Below are 18,592 nucleotides of genomic sequence, written 5' to 3'. Positions count from 1 at the left end.
CAGCATGACCGACTTTTCCCCAGCAGAGACGTTTCAGATTTCGGCCCAGCAGGCCGCGATTCTTTCCCAGCAGCAGTACCTGGGCCAGCCGCTGGCGGCGCAGGCGCTCCTGTCCTTCGACACGCCGCCCGAGCGTGCTGTGCTGGAGGCCGCACTGAACGAGGTGTGCCAGCGCCACGAAATCCTGCGCACCCGCTACCGGCAGGTGCCCGGCTTCAAGCAACCGGTGCAGGAAATCACCCCCCAGGTGCGCCTGCGCCTGTCGCTGGAAACGGGGCGCAGCCTGCAACAGGCCCGTGCCGAGGATCGCCTGGCCCTGACCGAGGTGCCCCTGGTGGCCTCGCTGCTGGATCGCCAGTTGCTGGTCAGCGTGGCCCTGGCCAGCTGTGACCGCCAGTCTTTGGCATTGCTGATGACCGAACTGCAGCAACTGTGCGCGGGAGGGCAGTTGCCAGCGTTCGACAGCCTGCAGTACGCCGATTACGCCGCCTGGCAGAGCGAGCTGGGGGAGGAGGCGATCGGTCGCGAAGGCCTGCAGTTCTGGCGCACTCTGTATGCCGGACAGCAGCCGGGCGTGCGCCTGCCGTTCGAGCGCCGCCTGGACTTTACGCCGCAGTTGCAGGAATGCCGCTTGGACACCGATCTGGCACCGGCATTGCGCCAATTGGCCAGTGCGGCCGAGCTGAGTGTCGAGGACAGCCTGCTGTTCCTCTGGGCCGGTTTCCTCGCCGGGCTGAGCCAGCAGGACTCGCTGTTGGTGGCGCTGACCGTGGACGGTCGCAGCGACCAGTTGCAGCAGACCCTGGGCCATTTCAGCCGGCGCCTGCCCGTGGCCGTCACGTTGCAGCCCCAAGCCACCTTGCAGGACAACCTGCAGGCGTTCCGTCATCAGCTGGACCTGAGCCGCTCCTGGCAGGATTGCCTGAACGAGCTGGAAGCGTTCGGCGCCGAGCAACCCCGTCCCCTGGACCTGGGTTGCTCCTACAGCGAAGGCGCCGAGGTGCAGGAGCTGTTCCTCGATCAGGCGTGCTTCGAGAAGTTGCACCTGCAGGCCCGGGCCGAGGCCGACCAGCTGTCGCTGCAACTGAGCTGGCAGCCCCATCTGCTGCCCGACGGCCTACCAGCCGCCTGGCTCGAACAATTCGCCCAGTGGCTCAAAGCGGCCGCTGCGGACAGCAGTCTCAGCCTTGAGCAATTGCCGTTGGTCAGCGCTGATCAGGCGCAGCGCCTGTTGCAGGATTTCGATCGCAGCGCGGACCTGAGCGCCGCTGATGCACCGCTGCTGCACCAGCTGTTCGAAGAGGCGGCCCGGGCCTTTCCCGAGCGTGCCGCGATCCATGTCGATGGCCGGGAAATCACTTACGCCGAGCTCGACCGTCAGGCCAATCAGCTGGCCCACAGCTTGCGCCAGCAAGGGGTTGCCAGCGATGCCATCGTCGGAGTCTATGGGGCGCGTTCCATCGAGATCGTGGTGGCCCTGCTGGGGACTCTCAAGGCCGGTGGCGCCTACCTGCCGCTGGACCCGGCCTATCCCAGCGAGCGCTTGTCCTTCATGCTCGAGGACGCAGCGGTGCGCAGCCTGATCAGCCTGCAACCCTTGCACCCGGACATCGTCTTGCCGGCCGAGCTGCCCCAGATCAGCCTGGACCCGCAGCTGTTGAGCGGCAGCGCCCAAGCGCTGCCGAGCCGCAGCACAGGCGATAACCTGGCGTACATCATCTACACCTCGGGCTCCACCGGCAAACCCAAGGGCGTGATGGTGTCCCACACCAATGCCAGCACCTCGACCCTGGCCCGTGGCGCGTTCTACCAGGCGCCCCTGGACCGTTTCCTGATGCTGTCCTCGTTCTCCTTCGACAGCTCCGTGGCGGGGATCTTCTGGACCCTGAGCCAGGGCGCGACCTTGTACCTGCCCAGCGAAGAGCAGCACAAGGACCCGCAGCAGGTCGCCGAACTCATCGACGCGCAGCGGATTTCCCACTTCCTGGCCCTGCCATCGTTCTATGCGCAAATCCTCGAAGCCCTGCAGCAGCCATCACTGCGCTGTGTGATCGTGGCCGGCGAAGCCTGTCCGGTGGAGCTGGCCCTGCGGCACCGGGAACGGCTGCCCGAGACCTTGCTGGTCAATGAATACGGCCCTTCGGAAAGTGCGGTCTGGTGTTCGGCCTTCGCGGTGGAGCAGCCGCCTGTGGATGAGCGGGTGGCCATCGGTGGCGCTATCGCCGGTACGCGCCTGCGGGTGCTGGATGAAGAAGCCGAACTGGCCGGTATCGGTCGCGAGGGCGAGTTGTTCATCGGCGGTCCGGGCCTGGCCCGTGGCTACCTCAAGCGTCCGGCCCTGACCGCCAGTCGCTTCCTCCCGGACCCGTTCGCCAGCACCCCCGGCGCGCGCCTGTATCGCACCGGGGATCGGGTCAGCAGCTTGCCCCAGGGCACGCTGGACTACCTCGGCCGGATTGACTTCCAGCTGAAGATCCGTGGCTTTCGCATTGAGCTGGGCGAGATCGAGAGCCTGCTCGGGCAAGCTGCCAATGTGCGCGAAGCCGCTGTCGTGGCCCGGGACACGGCGGCCGGCAAACAGTTGGTGGCCTATGTGGTGCTGGCCCAGGTCGACGACCGCGAGGCCCAGGAGCAGGCCCTGCTGGCCCAGCTGCGCGAGCAGTTGCCCGAGTACATGGTGCCGTCGTTCCTCAGTGTCCTGGAGCGTTTCCCCCTGACCCCCAACGGCAAGCTGGACCGGAACGCCCTGAGCGCCCTGGAGTTGCAAGGCAGCGCCTATGTGGCGCCGCGCAACGAGCTGGAGGCCACCCTGGCCGCCATCTGGCAAGAGGCGCTGCAACTGGAGCGGGTCGGTGTGCATGACAACTTCTTTGCCCTGGGCGGCCACTCGCTGCTGGCCACGCGCATTCGCTCCAAGGTGCAAAGCGAGCTCAACCTGTCCTTGCCGCTGCGGGTGTTCTTCGAGGGCGAAACGGTGGAGCTGCTGGCCCGACAGGTCGAGCTGCATCGTGATTCCGGGGTGACAGGGGACAAGGTCGATGCCTTGGAAGCCCTGTTTGCGGAGGCCCAGGAGTGATGAATCCGTTACCCGAGCGCATGCTGGCGCTGTCCAAGCGGTTCGCCGCGTTCAGCCCCCAGGAGCGTAGCGCCTTGCAGCGCAAGATGATCGAGCAGGGGCTGTCCCTGGACTTGTTGCCGATCCCTGGGCGCAGCCAGGACCAGACGCTGATGTGCGCGTCCTATGCCCAGCAGCGCCTGTGGTTTCTCTGGCAACTGGAGCCGACCTCCAGCGCCTACAACCAATTGGCGGTGCTGCGCTTGCAGGGCGACCTGCAGGACGCCGATCTGCAACGCAGTATCCAGTACCTGATCGACCGCCATGAAGTGCTGCGCAGCACCTTCAGCCTGCACGGCCAGCAAGTGATGCAGGTGATTCATCCGCAGCGTGAATTCCTCCTGCAGCGCCTGGATTACAGCCACCTTGAGGACGCCGGCCCACAGGTGGCCGAACAGGTGGCGGAGCAGGGCGAACGCCCCTTCGACCTGGAGCACGACCTGCTGTTGCGGGCGACCCTGATCAAGCTCGGGCCCCAGGAACATGTGCTGCTGTTCTGTACCCATCACATCATCAGTGATGCCTGGTCGCTGCCGATCCTGGTGGGCGAGGTGACCAGCGCCTATGAGCACTGGCGCCAATACCAGCGCGCGCCGGACCTGGCGCCGCTGGCGGTGCAGTACGCCGACTTCGCCGTTTGGCAGCGCCTGTGGCTGGAAGCCGGTGAAGCCGAGCGGCAGTTGCAGTACTGGCGCGAGCGCCTGGGCAGCGAACCCTTGACCCTGGAACTGCCTCTGGACCGGCCGCGCCCGCCGGTGCGCAGTGCCCGGGGCGGGCGTCACGCCATGGTCTTCGATCAGGACCTGGACCGCGGTGTGCGCGAACTGGCCGCGAGTACCGGTTGCACCCTGTTCATGGTGCTGCTGGCGTCCCTGCAGGTGCTGCTGCAGCGCTACAGCGGTGCCCGCAGCATTCGCGTGGGCACGCCGGTGGCCAACCGCACGCGGGCCGAAGTCGAGGGGCTGATCGGCTTTTTCGTCAACACCCAGGTGCTGCAGGCCGAGATCGACCCGCAGCAGTCATTCAGTGCCTTGCTGGCCCAGGTCAAGACCCGGGTGCTGGAGGCCCAGGCGCATCAGGACCTGCCGTTCGAGCAACTGGTCGATGCCCTGCAGCCTGAGCGCAGCTTGAACCAGAGCCCATTGTTCCAGGTGCTCTACAACCACCTGGCGGGGGACAATGAAGGCGCGCGGGTGGAGATTCCCGGGCTGAAGATCGAGGCCCTGGCCAGCGACAGCGAAGCCGTGCGCTTCGACCTGACCTTCAACACTCATGAAGAAGGCGGGCGCCTGCAGGGGGCGCTGGTCTACGCCAGCGACCTGTTCGACCCGCAGACCATCGAGCAGATGGCCCGGCATTGGCACAACCTGTTGCAGGCGGTGGTGCGCGAACCGCAGCGTCGCCTGGGCGAACTGCCCATGCTCGATGCTGCAGAGCGCACGCAGATACTGGAGCAGTGGAACCTCGGCAGCGCCTTTGAGCGTCCACCCCTGTCGGTACCGGCCTGTGTCGAGGCACATGCGCTGCGCAGCCCCGATGCGCCGGCCGTGGTCTGCGCCGGTCAGCAACTGACGTATCAACAGCTCAATACGCAGGCCAACCGCCTGGCGCGTCAGCTGCGCGAGCGCGGCGTGGGGCCGGATGTGCTGGTGGGCATTGCCGCGCAACGCTCGATCGAGATGATCGTGGGCCTGCTGGCGGTGCTCAAGGCCGGCGGCGCTTACGTGCCTCTGGACCCCGAATACCCCCAGGAACGCCTCAACGGCATGATCGAGGACAGCGGGATTACCCAGTTGCTGGCCCAACAGCAGCTGATCGAGCGTTTTGCCGATCTGCCCGGGCTCTGTATCGAGCCCCTTGAGGATTCGCCGGCACGCCAGGCCCTGAGTGGCGACAACCTCGAACCCCTGACGGCTCCCGGGCACCTGGCGTATGTGATCTTCACGTCCGGCTCCACGGGTCGGGCCAAGGGCGTGACCATCAGCCACGGCGCCCTGGCCAACTACGTGGCGGCCATTCATCAGCGTCTGCCGCTGGCGTCGGCCCGCAGCATGGCGCTGGTGTCCACGCCGGCGGCGGACCTTGGGCACACGGTGCTGTTCGGTGCCCTGTGCGGCGGCCAGGCGCTGCATGTGATCAGCGCCGATCTGGCGGTGGACGGTGCGGGCCTGGGCCAGTACCTGCAACAGCAACAGATCGATGTGCTGAAAATTGTCCCCTCGCACCTGGCGGCGCTGTTGGGTGAGGACAATGGCGCGGTGCTGCCACGTCAGTGCCTGGTGCTGGGTGGCGAAGCCTGCCCGGTGAGCCTGGTTGAGCGCATACAACGCCTGGCGCCGCAGTGCCGGATCGTCAACCACTACGGGCCGACCGAAAGCACCGTGGGCGCCCTGACCCAGGCCGTGGAGGGCGACTGGTCCCAGGCCGCCTCGATTCCCCTGGGCCGGCCACTGACCAATGTCCGCGCCTATGTGCTGGACAGCGAAGGCCAGCCGGCTGCCGTCGGCAGCCTGGGCGAACTGTATCTGGCCGGTGCCGGACTGGCCCGTGATTACCATCGGCGTCCTGAGCTGACCGCTGCCAGCTTCATCCCCGATCCTTTCGACCCGCAGGGCGGTGCCCGTCTGTACCGCACCGGCGATCAGGTGCGCTACCGCCGCGACGGCAGCATCGAGTTCTGCGGGCGCATCGACCAGCAGATCAAGATTCGTGGCTTCCGGGTCGAGCCGGGAGAGATCCAGGCTTGCCTGCACAGTCATCCCTGGGTGCGCGAGTGTGCGGTACTGGCTCTGGATGGACCCCAGGGCAAGCAGTTGGTGGCCTATCTGGTGTGCCAGCCCGGGCTCGACCCGGATCAGTGCAAGGAAGGGCTCAAACAGCACATGAATGCGCAGCTGTCGGCCCATCAGGTGCCCAGCCACCTGCTGTTGCTGCCGGCGCTGCCCCTGAGCCTCAACGGCAAGCTCGATCGCCAGGCCCTGCCGCGCCCTGAGCAGGGCCGTCCGCAGGACCTCTACCGTGCGGCACAGAACCCCGTGCAACAGACACTGGTGGATATCTGGCAGGAGGTCTTGAACCAGCCGCGGATCGGTATCAACGACAACTTCTTCGAACTGGGTGGCGACTCGATCATTGCCATCCAGATGGTCAGCCGGGCACGCCAGGCGGGCTTGCAGATTTCCTCCCGGGACGTGTTCCGCTGCCAGAGCATTCTTGAACTGGCAGCGGTGGCCAAGCAAGGCACGGCCTTGCTCATCGATCAGGGACCGGTGCGTGGCCCGATGCCGCTGACGCCGATCCAGCAGGTGTTTTTTGCCAGTGACATTCCCCAGCGCCAGCACTGGAACCAGTCGCTGCTGCTGACCCCACGCGAGCCGCTGCAGGTGCCGCTGCTGGAGCGCGCCCTGAACCAACTGCTGGTGCAGCACGATGCCTTGCGCCTGAGGTACCGGCAGCACGCCGGCCTCTGGCAGGCCGAACACCAGGAGCATCCCGAGCCGGTCAGCCTCTGGCGGCAGCGGGTGGCGGATGCCGCAGCGATTCAGGCACTGGGCCAACAGGCCCAGAGCAGTCTCGACCTGGAACAGGGACCGTTGTTGCGCGCGGTGCTGATGGACCTGGACGATGGCAGCCAGCGTTTGTTGCTGGTCATTCATCACCTGGTGGTGGACGGCGTGTCCTGGCGGATTCTGCTGGAGGACCTGCAAAGCCTTTATCGGCAGTTGGCCGAGGGTGAGGCGCCGGTCCTGCCGTCCAAGACCAGTGCTTTCCAGGATTGGGCCGTGCACCTGCAAGACTGGGCGCAGCGCCTTGGGCACACCGACGAACTGGATTACTGGTGCCGGCAACTGGAGCAGGCGCCTCAGGGCCTGCCCCTGGACTATCCCGCCGGGGCGAACCTGGCGTGCCATGGCACGGCGATCAATGCCCGTCTGCCTCGGGAGCTGACCAGCCAGCTGTTGCAGGAAGCCCCCAAGGCCTATCGCACCCAGATCAACGATCTGTTGCTGGCCGCCCTGGCGCGGGTGATCTGCCGTTGGACCGGGCATTCGCAAATGCTGGTGCAGTTGGAAGGTCACGGGCGTGAGGAACTGTTTGCCGATGTCGACCTGTCGCGTTCGGTGGGCTGGTTCACCAGTCTCTATCCGCTGTGCCTGACTCCGGCGCAGCTACTCGCCGATTCGATCAAGGCGGTCAAGGAGGACTTGCGTCGGGTCCCGGCCAATGGCCTGGGTTATGGCGCGTTGCGTTACCTGGGGCAGGACGCGGTCCGCGAACGCCTGCAGGGGCTTGCGCAGCCGCGGATCACCTTCAACTACCTGGGGCAGTTCGACCAGAGCTTCGACTCGCAGTCACTCTTGGCTCCGGCGCCGGAAGCGGCCGGTGACGAACGTCACCGCGAGGCGCCACTGAGCAATTGGTTGACGGTCAACAGCCAGGTCTATGGGGGCGAACTGTCCCTGAGCTGGAGCTTCAGCCATCAGTTGTTCAAGCCGCAGACGGTTCAGCGCCTGGCCGATGATTACCTGTTGGAACTGCAGGCACTGATCGAGCATTGCACCCTGGACACCTCGGCTGGTGTCTCGCCGTCGGACTTCCCCCTGGCCGGGTTGAACCAGGCTCAGCTGGATGCGCTGCCGGTGGCCCCACGAACCATCGTCGACCTGTATCCCTTGTCGCCGATGCAGCAGGGCATGCTGTTCCACACCCTCTACGAGCAGGCCAGCGACGATTACGTCAATCAGGTCCGGGTGTCGGTGCAGGGCTTGGACCCGCAGCGTTTCCGCCGGGCCTGGGAAGATGCCCTGCAGGCCCATGACATCCTGCGTACCTCTTTCCACTGGCAAGCGGAGCTGGAGCAACCGGTGCAGATTGTCCAGCGTCAGCTGGCGCTGCCGTTCCGGGTGCTCGACTGGTCGGCCGGGCAGGCCACCGAGCCGGCCCTTGAAGCGCTGGCCGGCGAAGAGCGCAGCCTGTGTGCGCATTTCGATCGTGCACCGCTGTTGCGCCTGTGCCTGGTACAGACCACGGCCCAGGACTACCAACTGATCTACACCAACCACCACATCCTGATGGATGGGTGGAGCAGTTCGCAGTTGATGAGCGAGGTCCTGCAACGCTACGCCGGGGTGGTGCCGCCACAGGCTCCGGGGCGTTATCGCGACTACATCCAGTGGCTGCAACGCCAGGACCTGAGCGCCTGTGAAAGTTTCTGGCGCGAGCAACTGGGGCGTTTGTCGACCCCGACCCGCCTGGCGGGCAGCATCGCCCTGGAGAACCCGGGCGCGGATGCCGGCCATGGCGAGTTCCACCATGATTGGACCCAGCCGTGGACCGAGCGCTTGGTGGCCTTCGCCCGGCAGCAGAAAATCACCGCCAACACCCTGTTGCAGGCGGCCTGGCTCCTGCTGTTGCAGCGCTATACCGGACAGAGCACCGTGGCCTTTGGCGCGACGGTGGCGGGGCGTCCTTCGGAGCTGCCGGGGATCGAGCAGCAGATCGGTCTGTTCATCAATACCTTGCCGGTGATCGCCACCCCCGATGCGCAGATGAGCGTGGCGCAGTGGCTGCAACAGGTGCAGGCGCACAATCTGCAACTGCGCGAATACGAACATACGCCGCTCAACGATATCCAGCGCTGGGCCGGCAGCAGCGGTGAAGCGCTGTTCGATACCCTGCTGGTTTTCGACAACTACCCGGTGGCCCAGGCCCTGGAGCAGGAGGAGGCTTCCAGCGTGCGCTTCGGTGCCGTGCACAGTCGTGAACGCACCAACTATCCGTTGTCGGTGGCGGTGGCGCTGGAGCAGCGCCTGAGCATCAGCTACGGCTATGCCCGGGAGGCCTTCAGCGCGGCGGTGATCGAGCGCCTCAACGGCCATCTGCTGCACCTGCTGGCTCAGCTGATTGATAACCCCCAGTTGCAACTGGGCGCCATCGAGCTGCTGACCCCGGCCGAGACGGCGAGCCAATGCGTAGCGCCCGTCGCGCCGGGGATCGAGCCGGCGGTACACGAGAGCATCGGTGCCCTCGCACAACGCTGGCCGGAGCGTCAGGCGGTGCTGTTTGCCGGGCAGCGCTTCACTTACGGTGAACTGGATCGCCGGGCCAACCGCCTGGCCCATGAACTGGTGGCCCGCGGGGTCGGCCAGGAGGTCCGGGTCGGCGTGGCCCTGCCCCGGGGCGAGGGGCTGCTGGTGGCCTTGCTGGCGGTGCTCAAGGCCGGCGGTGCCTTCGTGCCGCTGGACCTGAGCTACCCAGTCGACCGCCTGGCCTACCTCATGGCGGATTCCGGCATGGCCCTGTTGCTCAGTGACAGCGAGTCGTTGCAGCGCCTGCCTTCGGCCGCCGGTCTGGCGGTGCTCGATCTGTCGCGCCTCAAGGTCGGGCAGCATCCGCTGACCGCGCCTGCGGTGACGGTGGCGCCAGAGAGCCTGGCGTATGTGATCTACACCTCGGGCTCCACCGGGCAGCCCAAGGGCGTGACCGTGGCCCATGGTCCGCTGGCGATGCACTGTCGCACCACCGGCGAACGCTATGGCATGACGCCCGATGACTGTGAACTGCACTTCCTGTCGTTTTCCTTCGACGGCGCCCATGAACGCTGGCTGACCGCCTTTGTCTGCGGTGCCAGCCTGCTGCTGCGTGACGACAGCCTGTGGACTCCGGAGCAGACCTGTGAAGCGATTCGCAGCCATGGCGTGACCATGGCCGGCTTTCCGCCGGCGTACCTGCATCAGTTGGCGGAGCATGTGCAGCGGGTCGGCAATCCGCCGCCCATGCGCCTCTACAGCTTTGGCGGCGATGCCATGCCTCAGGCCAGCTTCGAGCTGGTCCAGCAGGTGTTGCGTCCCCAGTACATGATCAACGGTTACGGGCCCACCGAAACCGTGGTCACGCCGCTGGTGTGGAAAACCGCTGCCGGTGAGCCTTGCAAGGCTGCTTATGCGCCCATCGGCCATTGCGTCGGCGAGCGCAGCGCCTATGTCCTGGATGCCGATCTCAATCCCTTGCCAGTGGGGGTCGCCGGAGAGCTGTACATCGGCGGCAATGGCTTGGCGCGAGGCTACCTGAAGCGTTTCGCCCAGACCGCCGAGCGCTTTGTTCCCGATCCCTACAGCCCCTTGGGGGGACGCCTGTATCGCACCGGGGACGTGGTGCGCCAGGGCAGTGACGGGGTGTTCGAGTACCTGGGGCGTATCGACAACCAGGTGAAGATCCGCGGCTTCCGCATCGAGCTGGGTGAAATCGAAGCGCGGCTGATGGCCCATGAGCAGGTCAGCGAGGCGGTGGTTCTGGCCCAGGACACCGCCCATGGCCGGCGTCTGGTGGCTTATCTGGTGACGGCCGCGACCGCGCTTGAGGACGAGCAAGACCAGGAAAGGTTGCGTGAAACCCTGCGCCAGACGTTGAAGGCCTGCCTGCCCGACTACATGGTGCCGTCCTATTGGCTGTTCCTCGAACGCTTGCCGCTGTCGCCCAATGGCAAGCTGGATCGCAAGGCGCTGCCCATGCCGGAAATGGCCCAGGCCAGCCACGCCTATGTGGCACCGCGCAGCGATCTGGAGAAGCGCCTTGCACAGATCTGGCAGGACGTGCTGAAGCTGGCGCAGGTCGGTCTGACCGACAACTTCTTCGAGCTGGGTGGGGACTCGATCATCTCCCTGCAGTTGGTCAGTCGAGCGCGTCAGGCCTCGATCCGCTTTACCCCCAAGGACCTGTTCGAGCAACAGACCATCGGGGGGCTGGCGGCGGTGGCGCAGTGCGGGGTGCAGGACGACATCGACCAGGGACCGGTGACCGGCGACATGCCGCTGCTGCCGATCCAGCGTCTGTTCTTTGCCGAGCCGATACCCCAGCGGCACCATTTCAATCAGTCGGTGCTGCTGATTCCGGCCACGCCCTTGAACCCGCTGGCCCTGAAGCAGGGCTTGCGGGCCTTGCTTGAGCATCACGACGGATTGCGTCTGCAGTTCCAGCAGGGGAGCGCAGGCTGGAGTGCCAGCCATGGTCCGCTGGATCAGTCCGGGCCCGGTCCGGACCTGTTGTGGCAGGCCGAAGCCGCCAACGCCGCCGAGCTGGAGCAACTCTGCGAGAAGGTCCAGTGCAGCCTCGACCTGCAGCGCGGGCCTTTGTTGCGGGCGCTGTTGGTGACCCTGGCGGACTCCACTCAGCGCTTGTTGCTGGTGGCCCATCACCTGGTGGTGGATGGCGTGTCCTGGCGGCTGCTGTTCGAAGACCTGCAAAGTGCCTACACCCAGGCGCTGGCCGGGCAAGCGGTGCAGTTGCCTGCCAAGAGCAGTTCTTATCAGGCCTTTGGCCGACGCCTGCAAGCGTATGCCCATGGGCCCGAGGCCCGGGCCGAACTGGCCTACTGGCACGCGCAACTTGCGGGCGCACAGGCATCGTTGCCTGGGGTTGAACCCGGCACCCAGGCCTTGAGCCGCGACGCCGGCAGCGTGCAGGTCCAGCTCGATGCCGCGACCACCCAACGCTTGCTGCAACGCGCTCCGGCCGCCTACCGGACCCAGGTCAACGACCTGTTGCTGGCGGCCCTGGCCCAGGTCATGGGGCAGTGGACCGGACAGCCTTCGACCCTGATCCAGCTGGAAGGCCACGGGCGTGAGCAACTCTTCGAGGACCTGGACCTGAGCCGCACCGTGGGCTGGTTCACCTCGGTGTTCCCGGTGCGCCTGAGCGCCGCGGACAGCGCCGAGTCTTCGATCAAGCGGATCAAGGAACAGCTGCGGGCGATCCCCAACAAGGGGATCGGCTACGGTGCCCTGCGTTACCTGGGGGATACCGCCAGTCGCGAGGCGTTGCAGGGGCTTGCCCAGCCTCGGGTCACCTTCAACTACCTGGGGCAGTTCGACGGCAGTTTCGATGATCCTCAGGCGCTGTTCATTCCGGCGCCCGAGGCCCATGGCGCGGATGCCAGTATCGATGCGCCCCTGGGCAACTGGCTGTCCATCAGCGGCAAGGTGTACGACGGTCAATTGCGCCTGGACTGGAGCTTCAGTCAGCGCATGTTCGACAGTGCGCAGATCGAGTCACTGGCCCAGGACTATGTCCAGGCGCTGCAGGCACTGGTGGAGCATTGCTGCCAGGCCCGCGGCGGCGTCACGCCATCGGACTTCCCGCTGGCGCGGCTGACTCAGGAACAGCTCGACGCCCTGACGCTGGTGCCGGCGCAGATCGAGGACATCTACCCATTGGCGCCGATGCAGCAGGCCTTGTTGCAGCATGAGTTGCAGGACCATGAGGCGGGGGATTTCGTCAACCAGATGTGCATGGATGTGCAAGGCGTCGACCCGCAGCGACTGCGTCAGGCCTGGCAGCAGGCCATGGATACCCATGAGATCCTGCGCAGCCGTTTTGTCTGGGGCGGGTCCCTGGTGCAGCCGCTGCAGGTGGTCCACAAGCAGGTCGAGGTGCCGTTCCAGGAGCTCGACGGCACTGTGTTGAGCAGCGATGCGCTGGAGCGTCTGGCCCTGGCTGACCGGCTCAAGGGCTTCGACCTGGCCCAGGCGCCGTTGCTGCGTCTGCAGGCGATCAAGCTGGGGGAGGGACGCTACCGGCTGATCTGTACCAACCATCACATCCTGTTGGACGGCTGGAGCGGGTTCCAGTTGTTCAACGATGTGCTGGCGGCCTACACCGGGCAGGCCATCAGTCACCGACCGGCTGGCTACCATGACTACATTGCCTGGCTGCAGGCCCGTGACCAGCAGGCCGACGAACGCTTCTGGCGTGAACAGCTCAAGCCACTGAAGGTGCCGACCTTGCTCAGTGCCTGCGCGATGGCCCAGGGTGATCGGCAGCGGGGTGGGCATCGCCAGCATTACTTCGAATTCGACGAGGCCCAGACCGAGCAACTGACTCGTTTCGCCCGGCAGCAGAAGATCACCGCCAACACCCTGGTGCAGGCGGCCTGGCTGTTGCTCCTGCATGTGCATTGCGGTCAGTCGACGGTGGCCTGCGGCGCCACCATCGCCGGACGCCCGCCACAGCTCAAGGGCATCGAGCAGCAGTTGGGGCTGTACATCAACGATGTGCCGCTGGTGGCCCGTATCGAGCCAGAGCAGAGCGTGGGTGACTGGTTGCAGGCGCTGCAAGGACGCAACTTGCTGATGCGTGAGCATGGCTACAGTGCCTTGAGCGATATCGAACGCTGGGCCGGGTTGCCGGGCGGGGAGTTGAGCGACACGGTGATCGTGTTCGAGAACTATCCGGTCAGTGCGGCGTCGGCCGGTGGTGATGTCGGTGATTTGCGTCTGGAGAGCATGCACAGTTTCGAGCAGACCAGTTCGGCGTTGACCTTGTATGTCGAGCTCAAGGGGCAGTTGCAGTTCCACTATGACCATCGGCTTGAGGCCTTTAGCGAGGCGGCGGTGCAGGGGGTGAATCTGCAACTGGTGCAGTTGCTTGGGGTGTTGGCAGATGGTTCGCCGGCGCGCTCGCTGGCGCAGGTGTTGGCGCAGCTGGGTGGGACTCGGTCTCAGCGGGAGGTGCGGGTGGGGGCTTAGGTACAGGACATTGGAGTGAAGGGCGGGAGGGCAGGTGACTGTTCTCCCGTTTTTTTTGGATGGGGGAAATCTGGTGGTGGTTGGGCTTTTGCGGCGGGGGTTGGAGTGCAGATCCATTGCTGCGGGGGTGGTGGCTGGCGGTTAGGGGGCTTATCCATTGCTGCGGGTGCGGCGGCTGGCGGTTTCGCCCTTACGGCGAGTCACTTTGGGGCCCCAAAGTAACCAAAGGGCTTTGCCCCTCCACTCGGTGCCTCGCCTAGGCTCGGCATGCCCGAACTCCGGCATTGAGCCATCGTGGTTAACGGGGCGTTCAGATCAAGATCAAGAGCGTGACGGCGGCCTGCCGGCCGGCCTGAAGCTAAGGGTGGGGTGCGTTTGTGTAGGAGCTGGCTTGCCAGCGAAGGCGTCCGTCCGGGCAATGCATGTCTCACGAGCCTCTTCGCCGGCAAGCCGGCTCCTACGAAAATCCAATACCAATGCGTATGCCGAAGACTGAGGGCGAGACATCAGGTCGATGCTGGCGCCTCGGGCAAAAAAATCCCCGCACCGGTGACCGGGGCGGGGAGGGGTTCAACCAAGGGGAATCAGAAGCTGTATTTGACGTTGAACATGACGTTGCGCGGGTCGCCGTAGTAGACCGAGTTGTAGGTGCCGATACCGCTGTAGTAGTTGCGGTCGAAGACGTTGTTCAGGTTGACCGTGGCCTTGAGGTTCTGGTTGAAGTCGTAGCTGCTCATCAGGCCCACCACGGCGTAGCTGGCACGGGTGAATTTGTGGCTGGGCAGTTGGTTGTAGGCGGCATCGACGAAGCTGTTGTCGACGAAGGAGGTCGAGCTCTGCCATTGCATGTTGCCGCCTACGGTGACTTTGTTCAGTTCGGCAGGCAGGCGATAGGTGGTGGCTACCTTGAACAAGTGCTGTGGCTGGGTGGTGGCCACGCGCTTGTTCTTGGCGTCGTAGGATTCCTGGTAGACGTAGCCGGCGTTGACGTTCCAGTCCGGCAGCACTTCACCGGCCATTTCCAGTTCGATGCCGTTGGTGGTGGCGCCCTTGATCGCGCGCATGGCCTCGAAGCCGTCAACGCCCATGACGCCGGTATTCTCGCCCAGGTTGTCCTGCTTGAGCTGGAACAGCGCCAGGCTGGCGTTCAGGCGACGGTCGAAGTATTCACCCTTGACCCCCACTTCGTAGCTCTGCCCGGTGAGCGGCTCCAGGGACTTGCCGCTGACGTCCAGGCTGTAGGGCTGTGGCTTGAAGATGTCGGTGTAGCTGGCGTAGACCGTGTGGTAGTCGTCCAGGTCATAGGTGATGCCGGCATAGGGAATGACTTCCCCGGAGTTGGTGGTGGAGATGCGCGGCAGTTGGCGCAGGGCGTTGACCCGATCGATCTGCCAGTCGTAGTCGGTGACCCGGGCACCGAGTATGAAGTTCAGGGCGTCGGTGGGTTTGAGGATCACCGCTGCGTAGGAGACTTTCTGGGTGCTCTTGATGTCGAAGGTCGACCACCAGGCCCAGTCGGTCGGGTAGGGCATGCTGTTGTTCCAGTTCAGCACGTCGTCGATGACTCCAGTGGTGGTGCCGTCGATACGCTTGGAGCGGGTGGTGGCGTGGGAATAGTTGTAGCCCAGCACCAGTTCGTGGGTGCGCCCAAACAGCGCGAACGGACCCTTGGCGTAGGCATCGAAGGACTTCTCGTCGCTGTTGGAGCCGAAGTTGGCCACGCCGCCCGGCGGCAGGTAGCCATAGTCCTGGCTGTTGTCGAGGTTGACGTGCTCGCTGGACATGCCGGCAATGATTTCCCGCGAGGTGTACTTGCGTGTGTTGACCGTCGCCTTGAAGGTCCAGTCGTTGTCGAACTGGTGATCGAGGCCGACAAAGGCGTGCTGGGTTTCCTGGTTGCGGTAGGCGAACTTGTCCGCCGGGTTGGTGGAACGGGAGAACTTGATCCGATTACCGTTCTTGTAGAACACCGGCAAGCTGGTGTTGGTCGTGGCGTCGTTGTTGTTCTTCTGGTAGTCGTAGCCGACGCTGAGGGTGGTGGCGTCGCTCAGGTCGCCTTCGAGAATGCCGTAGAAGACGTTCTGCTCACCTTTCTGATAGTCGATGAAGCTGTTGCGCTTGCCGGTGCCGGCCACCATCCGTCCGCGTATCGCACCGCCTTCCACCAGCGGGCCGGAAACGTCCACTTCGCTGGTGTAGCGGTCCCAGGAACCGGCGCCAGCGGCGACGTGGCCCTGGAATTCCCGGGTGGGGCGCTTGCGCACCATGTTGATCACCCCGGACGGATAGCCGATGCCGTTGACCAGGCCGGTGGCGCCCTTGAGCACTTCGATGCGGTCGTAGATCAGGGTGTTGCCGATGCTGTAGTTGTCGCGGATGTTGCCGCCGTCGGTGCCCAGGCTGGGAATGCCGTCGTACTGGAAGTTCTGGATTTCAAAGCCCCGCGAGTAATACACGTAGCCTTCGGAGCTCTCGCGGTTGACCGTGATCCCGGGGGTCTGCTGCATGACGTGCGCCAGTTCGGTCAACCCTTGGTCATCCATCTGCTGGCGGGTGATGACGCTCACCGACTGCGGCGTTTCACGCAGGGACAGGTCCATGCGCGTGGCCGAGTTGCTTTGCCCGGTGGTGTAGGAACCAGTCCCCTCAGTGGTGCTCCCCAGCCCCTGAGTGGAAATGTTCATGGTCCCCAGCTCCACAGCCCCACTGCTTTGCACCAGGGTCACGGTGTTGCCTTGGCGCTGATAACTCACCCCGGTCCCGCGCAGCAGTTGCGACAGGGCCTGGTCGGGCTGTAAGGCGCCCTTGATCGCCGTGCTGCGCTTGCCCTGGACGCTGTCCTGGTTGTAGAGCACTTGCAGGTCGGCTTGCTGGCCGAATGTCTGCAAGGCGCTGCCCAGTGACTGTGCAGGAATATCGAAATTGGCTTGCTGGGCCTGTACCTGGGCGGCACAGGGCAGCGCCAATACGGCCCCAAGCAGATAGGGACGCAAGCTCGGCCGCAGCGCATGGCGCATGAGCAGGGCTGTTTTCAGGGGGGTGAGTCCAAGAGGTGCTGGCATGTTCATTTGCTCTTATTAAGCGGCAATGGGAATTCGTTTTAAATGTGAATGTTTCTCAAACTTGTTATGAGACGTTCGACTTCCCGAAAACCGGAAAGCCGAGACGAAAAAAATCAAGCCGGTTCGAGTTCGCAACTGACCTTGCCCGCTTCCATGCGCACCAACTGGTCGGCAATGTCGAAATAGCGATCGTCGTGGGAGATGACGATGATGGTCTTGCCCAGGCGTTTGAGGTCCGGCAGCAGCTCGGTGTAGAAAACGCGCCGGAAGGTCGGGTCCTGGTCGGCGGCCCATTCGTCGAACACCAGCACCGGGCGTTCTTCGATCCAGGCGTTGACCAGCGCCAGTCGCTTGCGTTGCCCGGTGGACAGGTCGGTGGTGGTGAAGGCCCCGTCGCGGATGCTCACCTTGTGCCCGATCTCCAGGCGGCGCAGATATTGTTCGGCCTCTTCGGGCAGTTGTTCGCCGCCCTGGACCAGGTCGTCGAACAGGTAGTAGTCGGCAAAGATGGTGGTGAACAGTTGCCGATAGTCGTCGCGGGTCTTGGCGGTGACCGCGTGGCCGTTGAGGCGGATCTCGCCTTCCTGGGGTCGGTACAGGCCCAGCAGCAGCTTGATCAGGGTGGTCTTGCCGCAGCCGTTCTCGCCAACGATGAAGACGATGTCGCCCTGCTTGATTCGTAGGTTCACCGGGCCTAGGGCAAAGGGCGCGCTGCCTTCGACGGCCGGGAAGGCGTAGCGCACATCGTGCAGTTCCAGGCTGTGCACAGTCTGGGCTTGGCTCGCGGTTTCACTGAGCAGCAGGTGCGGTTCGGGGGAGGAGAAGCGCTCGGACAGTTCGGCGATGCGGCGGAAGGCCACCTGGGCGCGGCTGACAATCGGCAGGTTGCCGATCAGCAACTCCAGGGGGCCCTTCATGTACAGCAGCACCAGGACGAAACCGCTCATCACTGCGCGGTCGTTGTTGGGCCAGAAGGACTGCAGGGCCAGGGCCAGGCCGATGACCACGAAAAACAGCATGGAGCCGAAGGTCTTGGCGACGATGAAAATGTTCACCGACTCGATCTGTTTGTTGCAGATGTGCTCGGCGCTGTGCTTGATCCGCTGGTTGAACATGCGGTTGCGGCGCGGCCGGTGGATGCGCAGTTCCTTGGCGCCGTCGGCAATGGCGTTGTAGTGCTTTTGCAGGTTGTCCTCTTCATCCCGGGCGTCCATGAAGCCCTTGATGCCCTTGGTCTGCGCGACAAACTGCACGCTGCAGCCAATCACGATGGCCACCAGCATCAGCAGGAACATCGGCCATGAGAGCAGGGCCAGGTAACCCAGGCAGCCCAGGGTCACGGTCAGGGAAATGGCCAGTGGCGCAAAGGCGAAGGCGAAGTCGCTGATGGTGTCGATGTCGTGGGTCAGTACCGGGATCAGGCGATGGCTGCGATAGCGTTCGATCTGCTCGATGGGCGCGCTGAGGACTTTTTCCCCCAGGTCTTTGCGCAGCTTGCTGATGATGTGCTGGCCGACGTAGTTGCTGCCGATGTCCGACAGAATCGAACACAGCAGCGCCAGCAGGCACAGCCCGGCGAAGGTCAGGACCACGCCGCGACTGAGGCCGTCGGCGCCGTTCAGGGCCTGGTTGATGGTCGCCAACAGGACGGTGATGCTCAGGCCGCCGATGATGCCCAGCACGATCGATACGGCCACGGTGGGCCAGAAAGGTTTGAGCAGGCCCAGCAGGTCACGGATGGCGCTGCGGCTACGCGGAGGGCTGTTCATGATGACTCCTGGTTCAAGCACGGATAAGGGCGGGTGAGAGGCGGTTTGCGTTGGGGCATGGGGGCCGGGGTGCAGCCGTCGGGTTCATCTGGTGCGCTTCCTCTGGAATGGATCGAGATACGG

4 protein-coding genes are annotated in these 18,592 nt (G+C 64.7%); 2 read left to right on the top strand and 2 right to left on the bottom strand.

Annotated elements, in window-relative coordinates; translation table 11 throughout:
* Positions 1–4 precede the first annotated feature (4 nt).
* Together PQT43_RS29010 and PQT43_RS29005 are read left to right on the top strand one after the other, a co-directional pair.
* A complete protein-coding gene (locus PQT43_RS29010; protein WP_272755364.1) occupies positions 5–3,076 on the top strand; it encodes a non-ribosomal peptide synthetase in 3,072 nt (1,023 codons plus the stop codon).
* Positions 3,076–13,638, top strand: a complete 10,563-nt coding sequence (locus tag PQT43_RS29005; RefSeq protein ID WP_267268650.1) for a non-ribosomal peptide synthetase — start codon at positions 3,076–3,078, stop codon at positions 13,636–13,638. The genes PQT43_RS29010 and PQT43_RS29005 overlap by 1 nt, the downstream gene beginning before the upstream one ends.
* A 584-nt stretch (positions 13,639–14,222) precedes the next feature.
* Here the strand turns inward: PQT43_RS29005 and PQT43_RS29000 are convergent.
* Positions 14,223–16,700: a TonB-dependent siderophore receptor gene (locus tag PQT43_RS29000; protein WP_180988411.1), complete on the bottom strand. Its 2,478-nt coding sequence runs from the start codon at positions 16,698–16,700 to the stop codon at positions 14,223–14,225.
* Positions 16,701–16,813: 113 nt separating this feature from the next.
* Positions 16,814–18,469, bottom strand: coding sequence for a cyclic peptide export ABC transporter (locus PQT43_RS28995; RefSeq protein WP_272755363.1), 1,656 nt, complete (start codon positions 18,467–18,469; stop codon positions 16,814–16,816).
* Positions 18,470–18,592 lie beyond the last annotated feature (123 nt).

The sequence above is a fragment of the Pseudomonas sp. BLCC-B112 genome, from assembly GCF_028550695.1.
Taxonomy (GTDB): domain Bacteria; phylum Pseudomonadota; class Gammaproteobacteria; order Pseudomonadales; family Pseudomonadaceae; genus Aquipseudomonas; species Aquipseudomonas danubii.
This window is presented reverse-complemented; position numbering and strand designations above follow the sequence as displayed.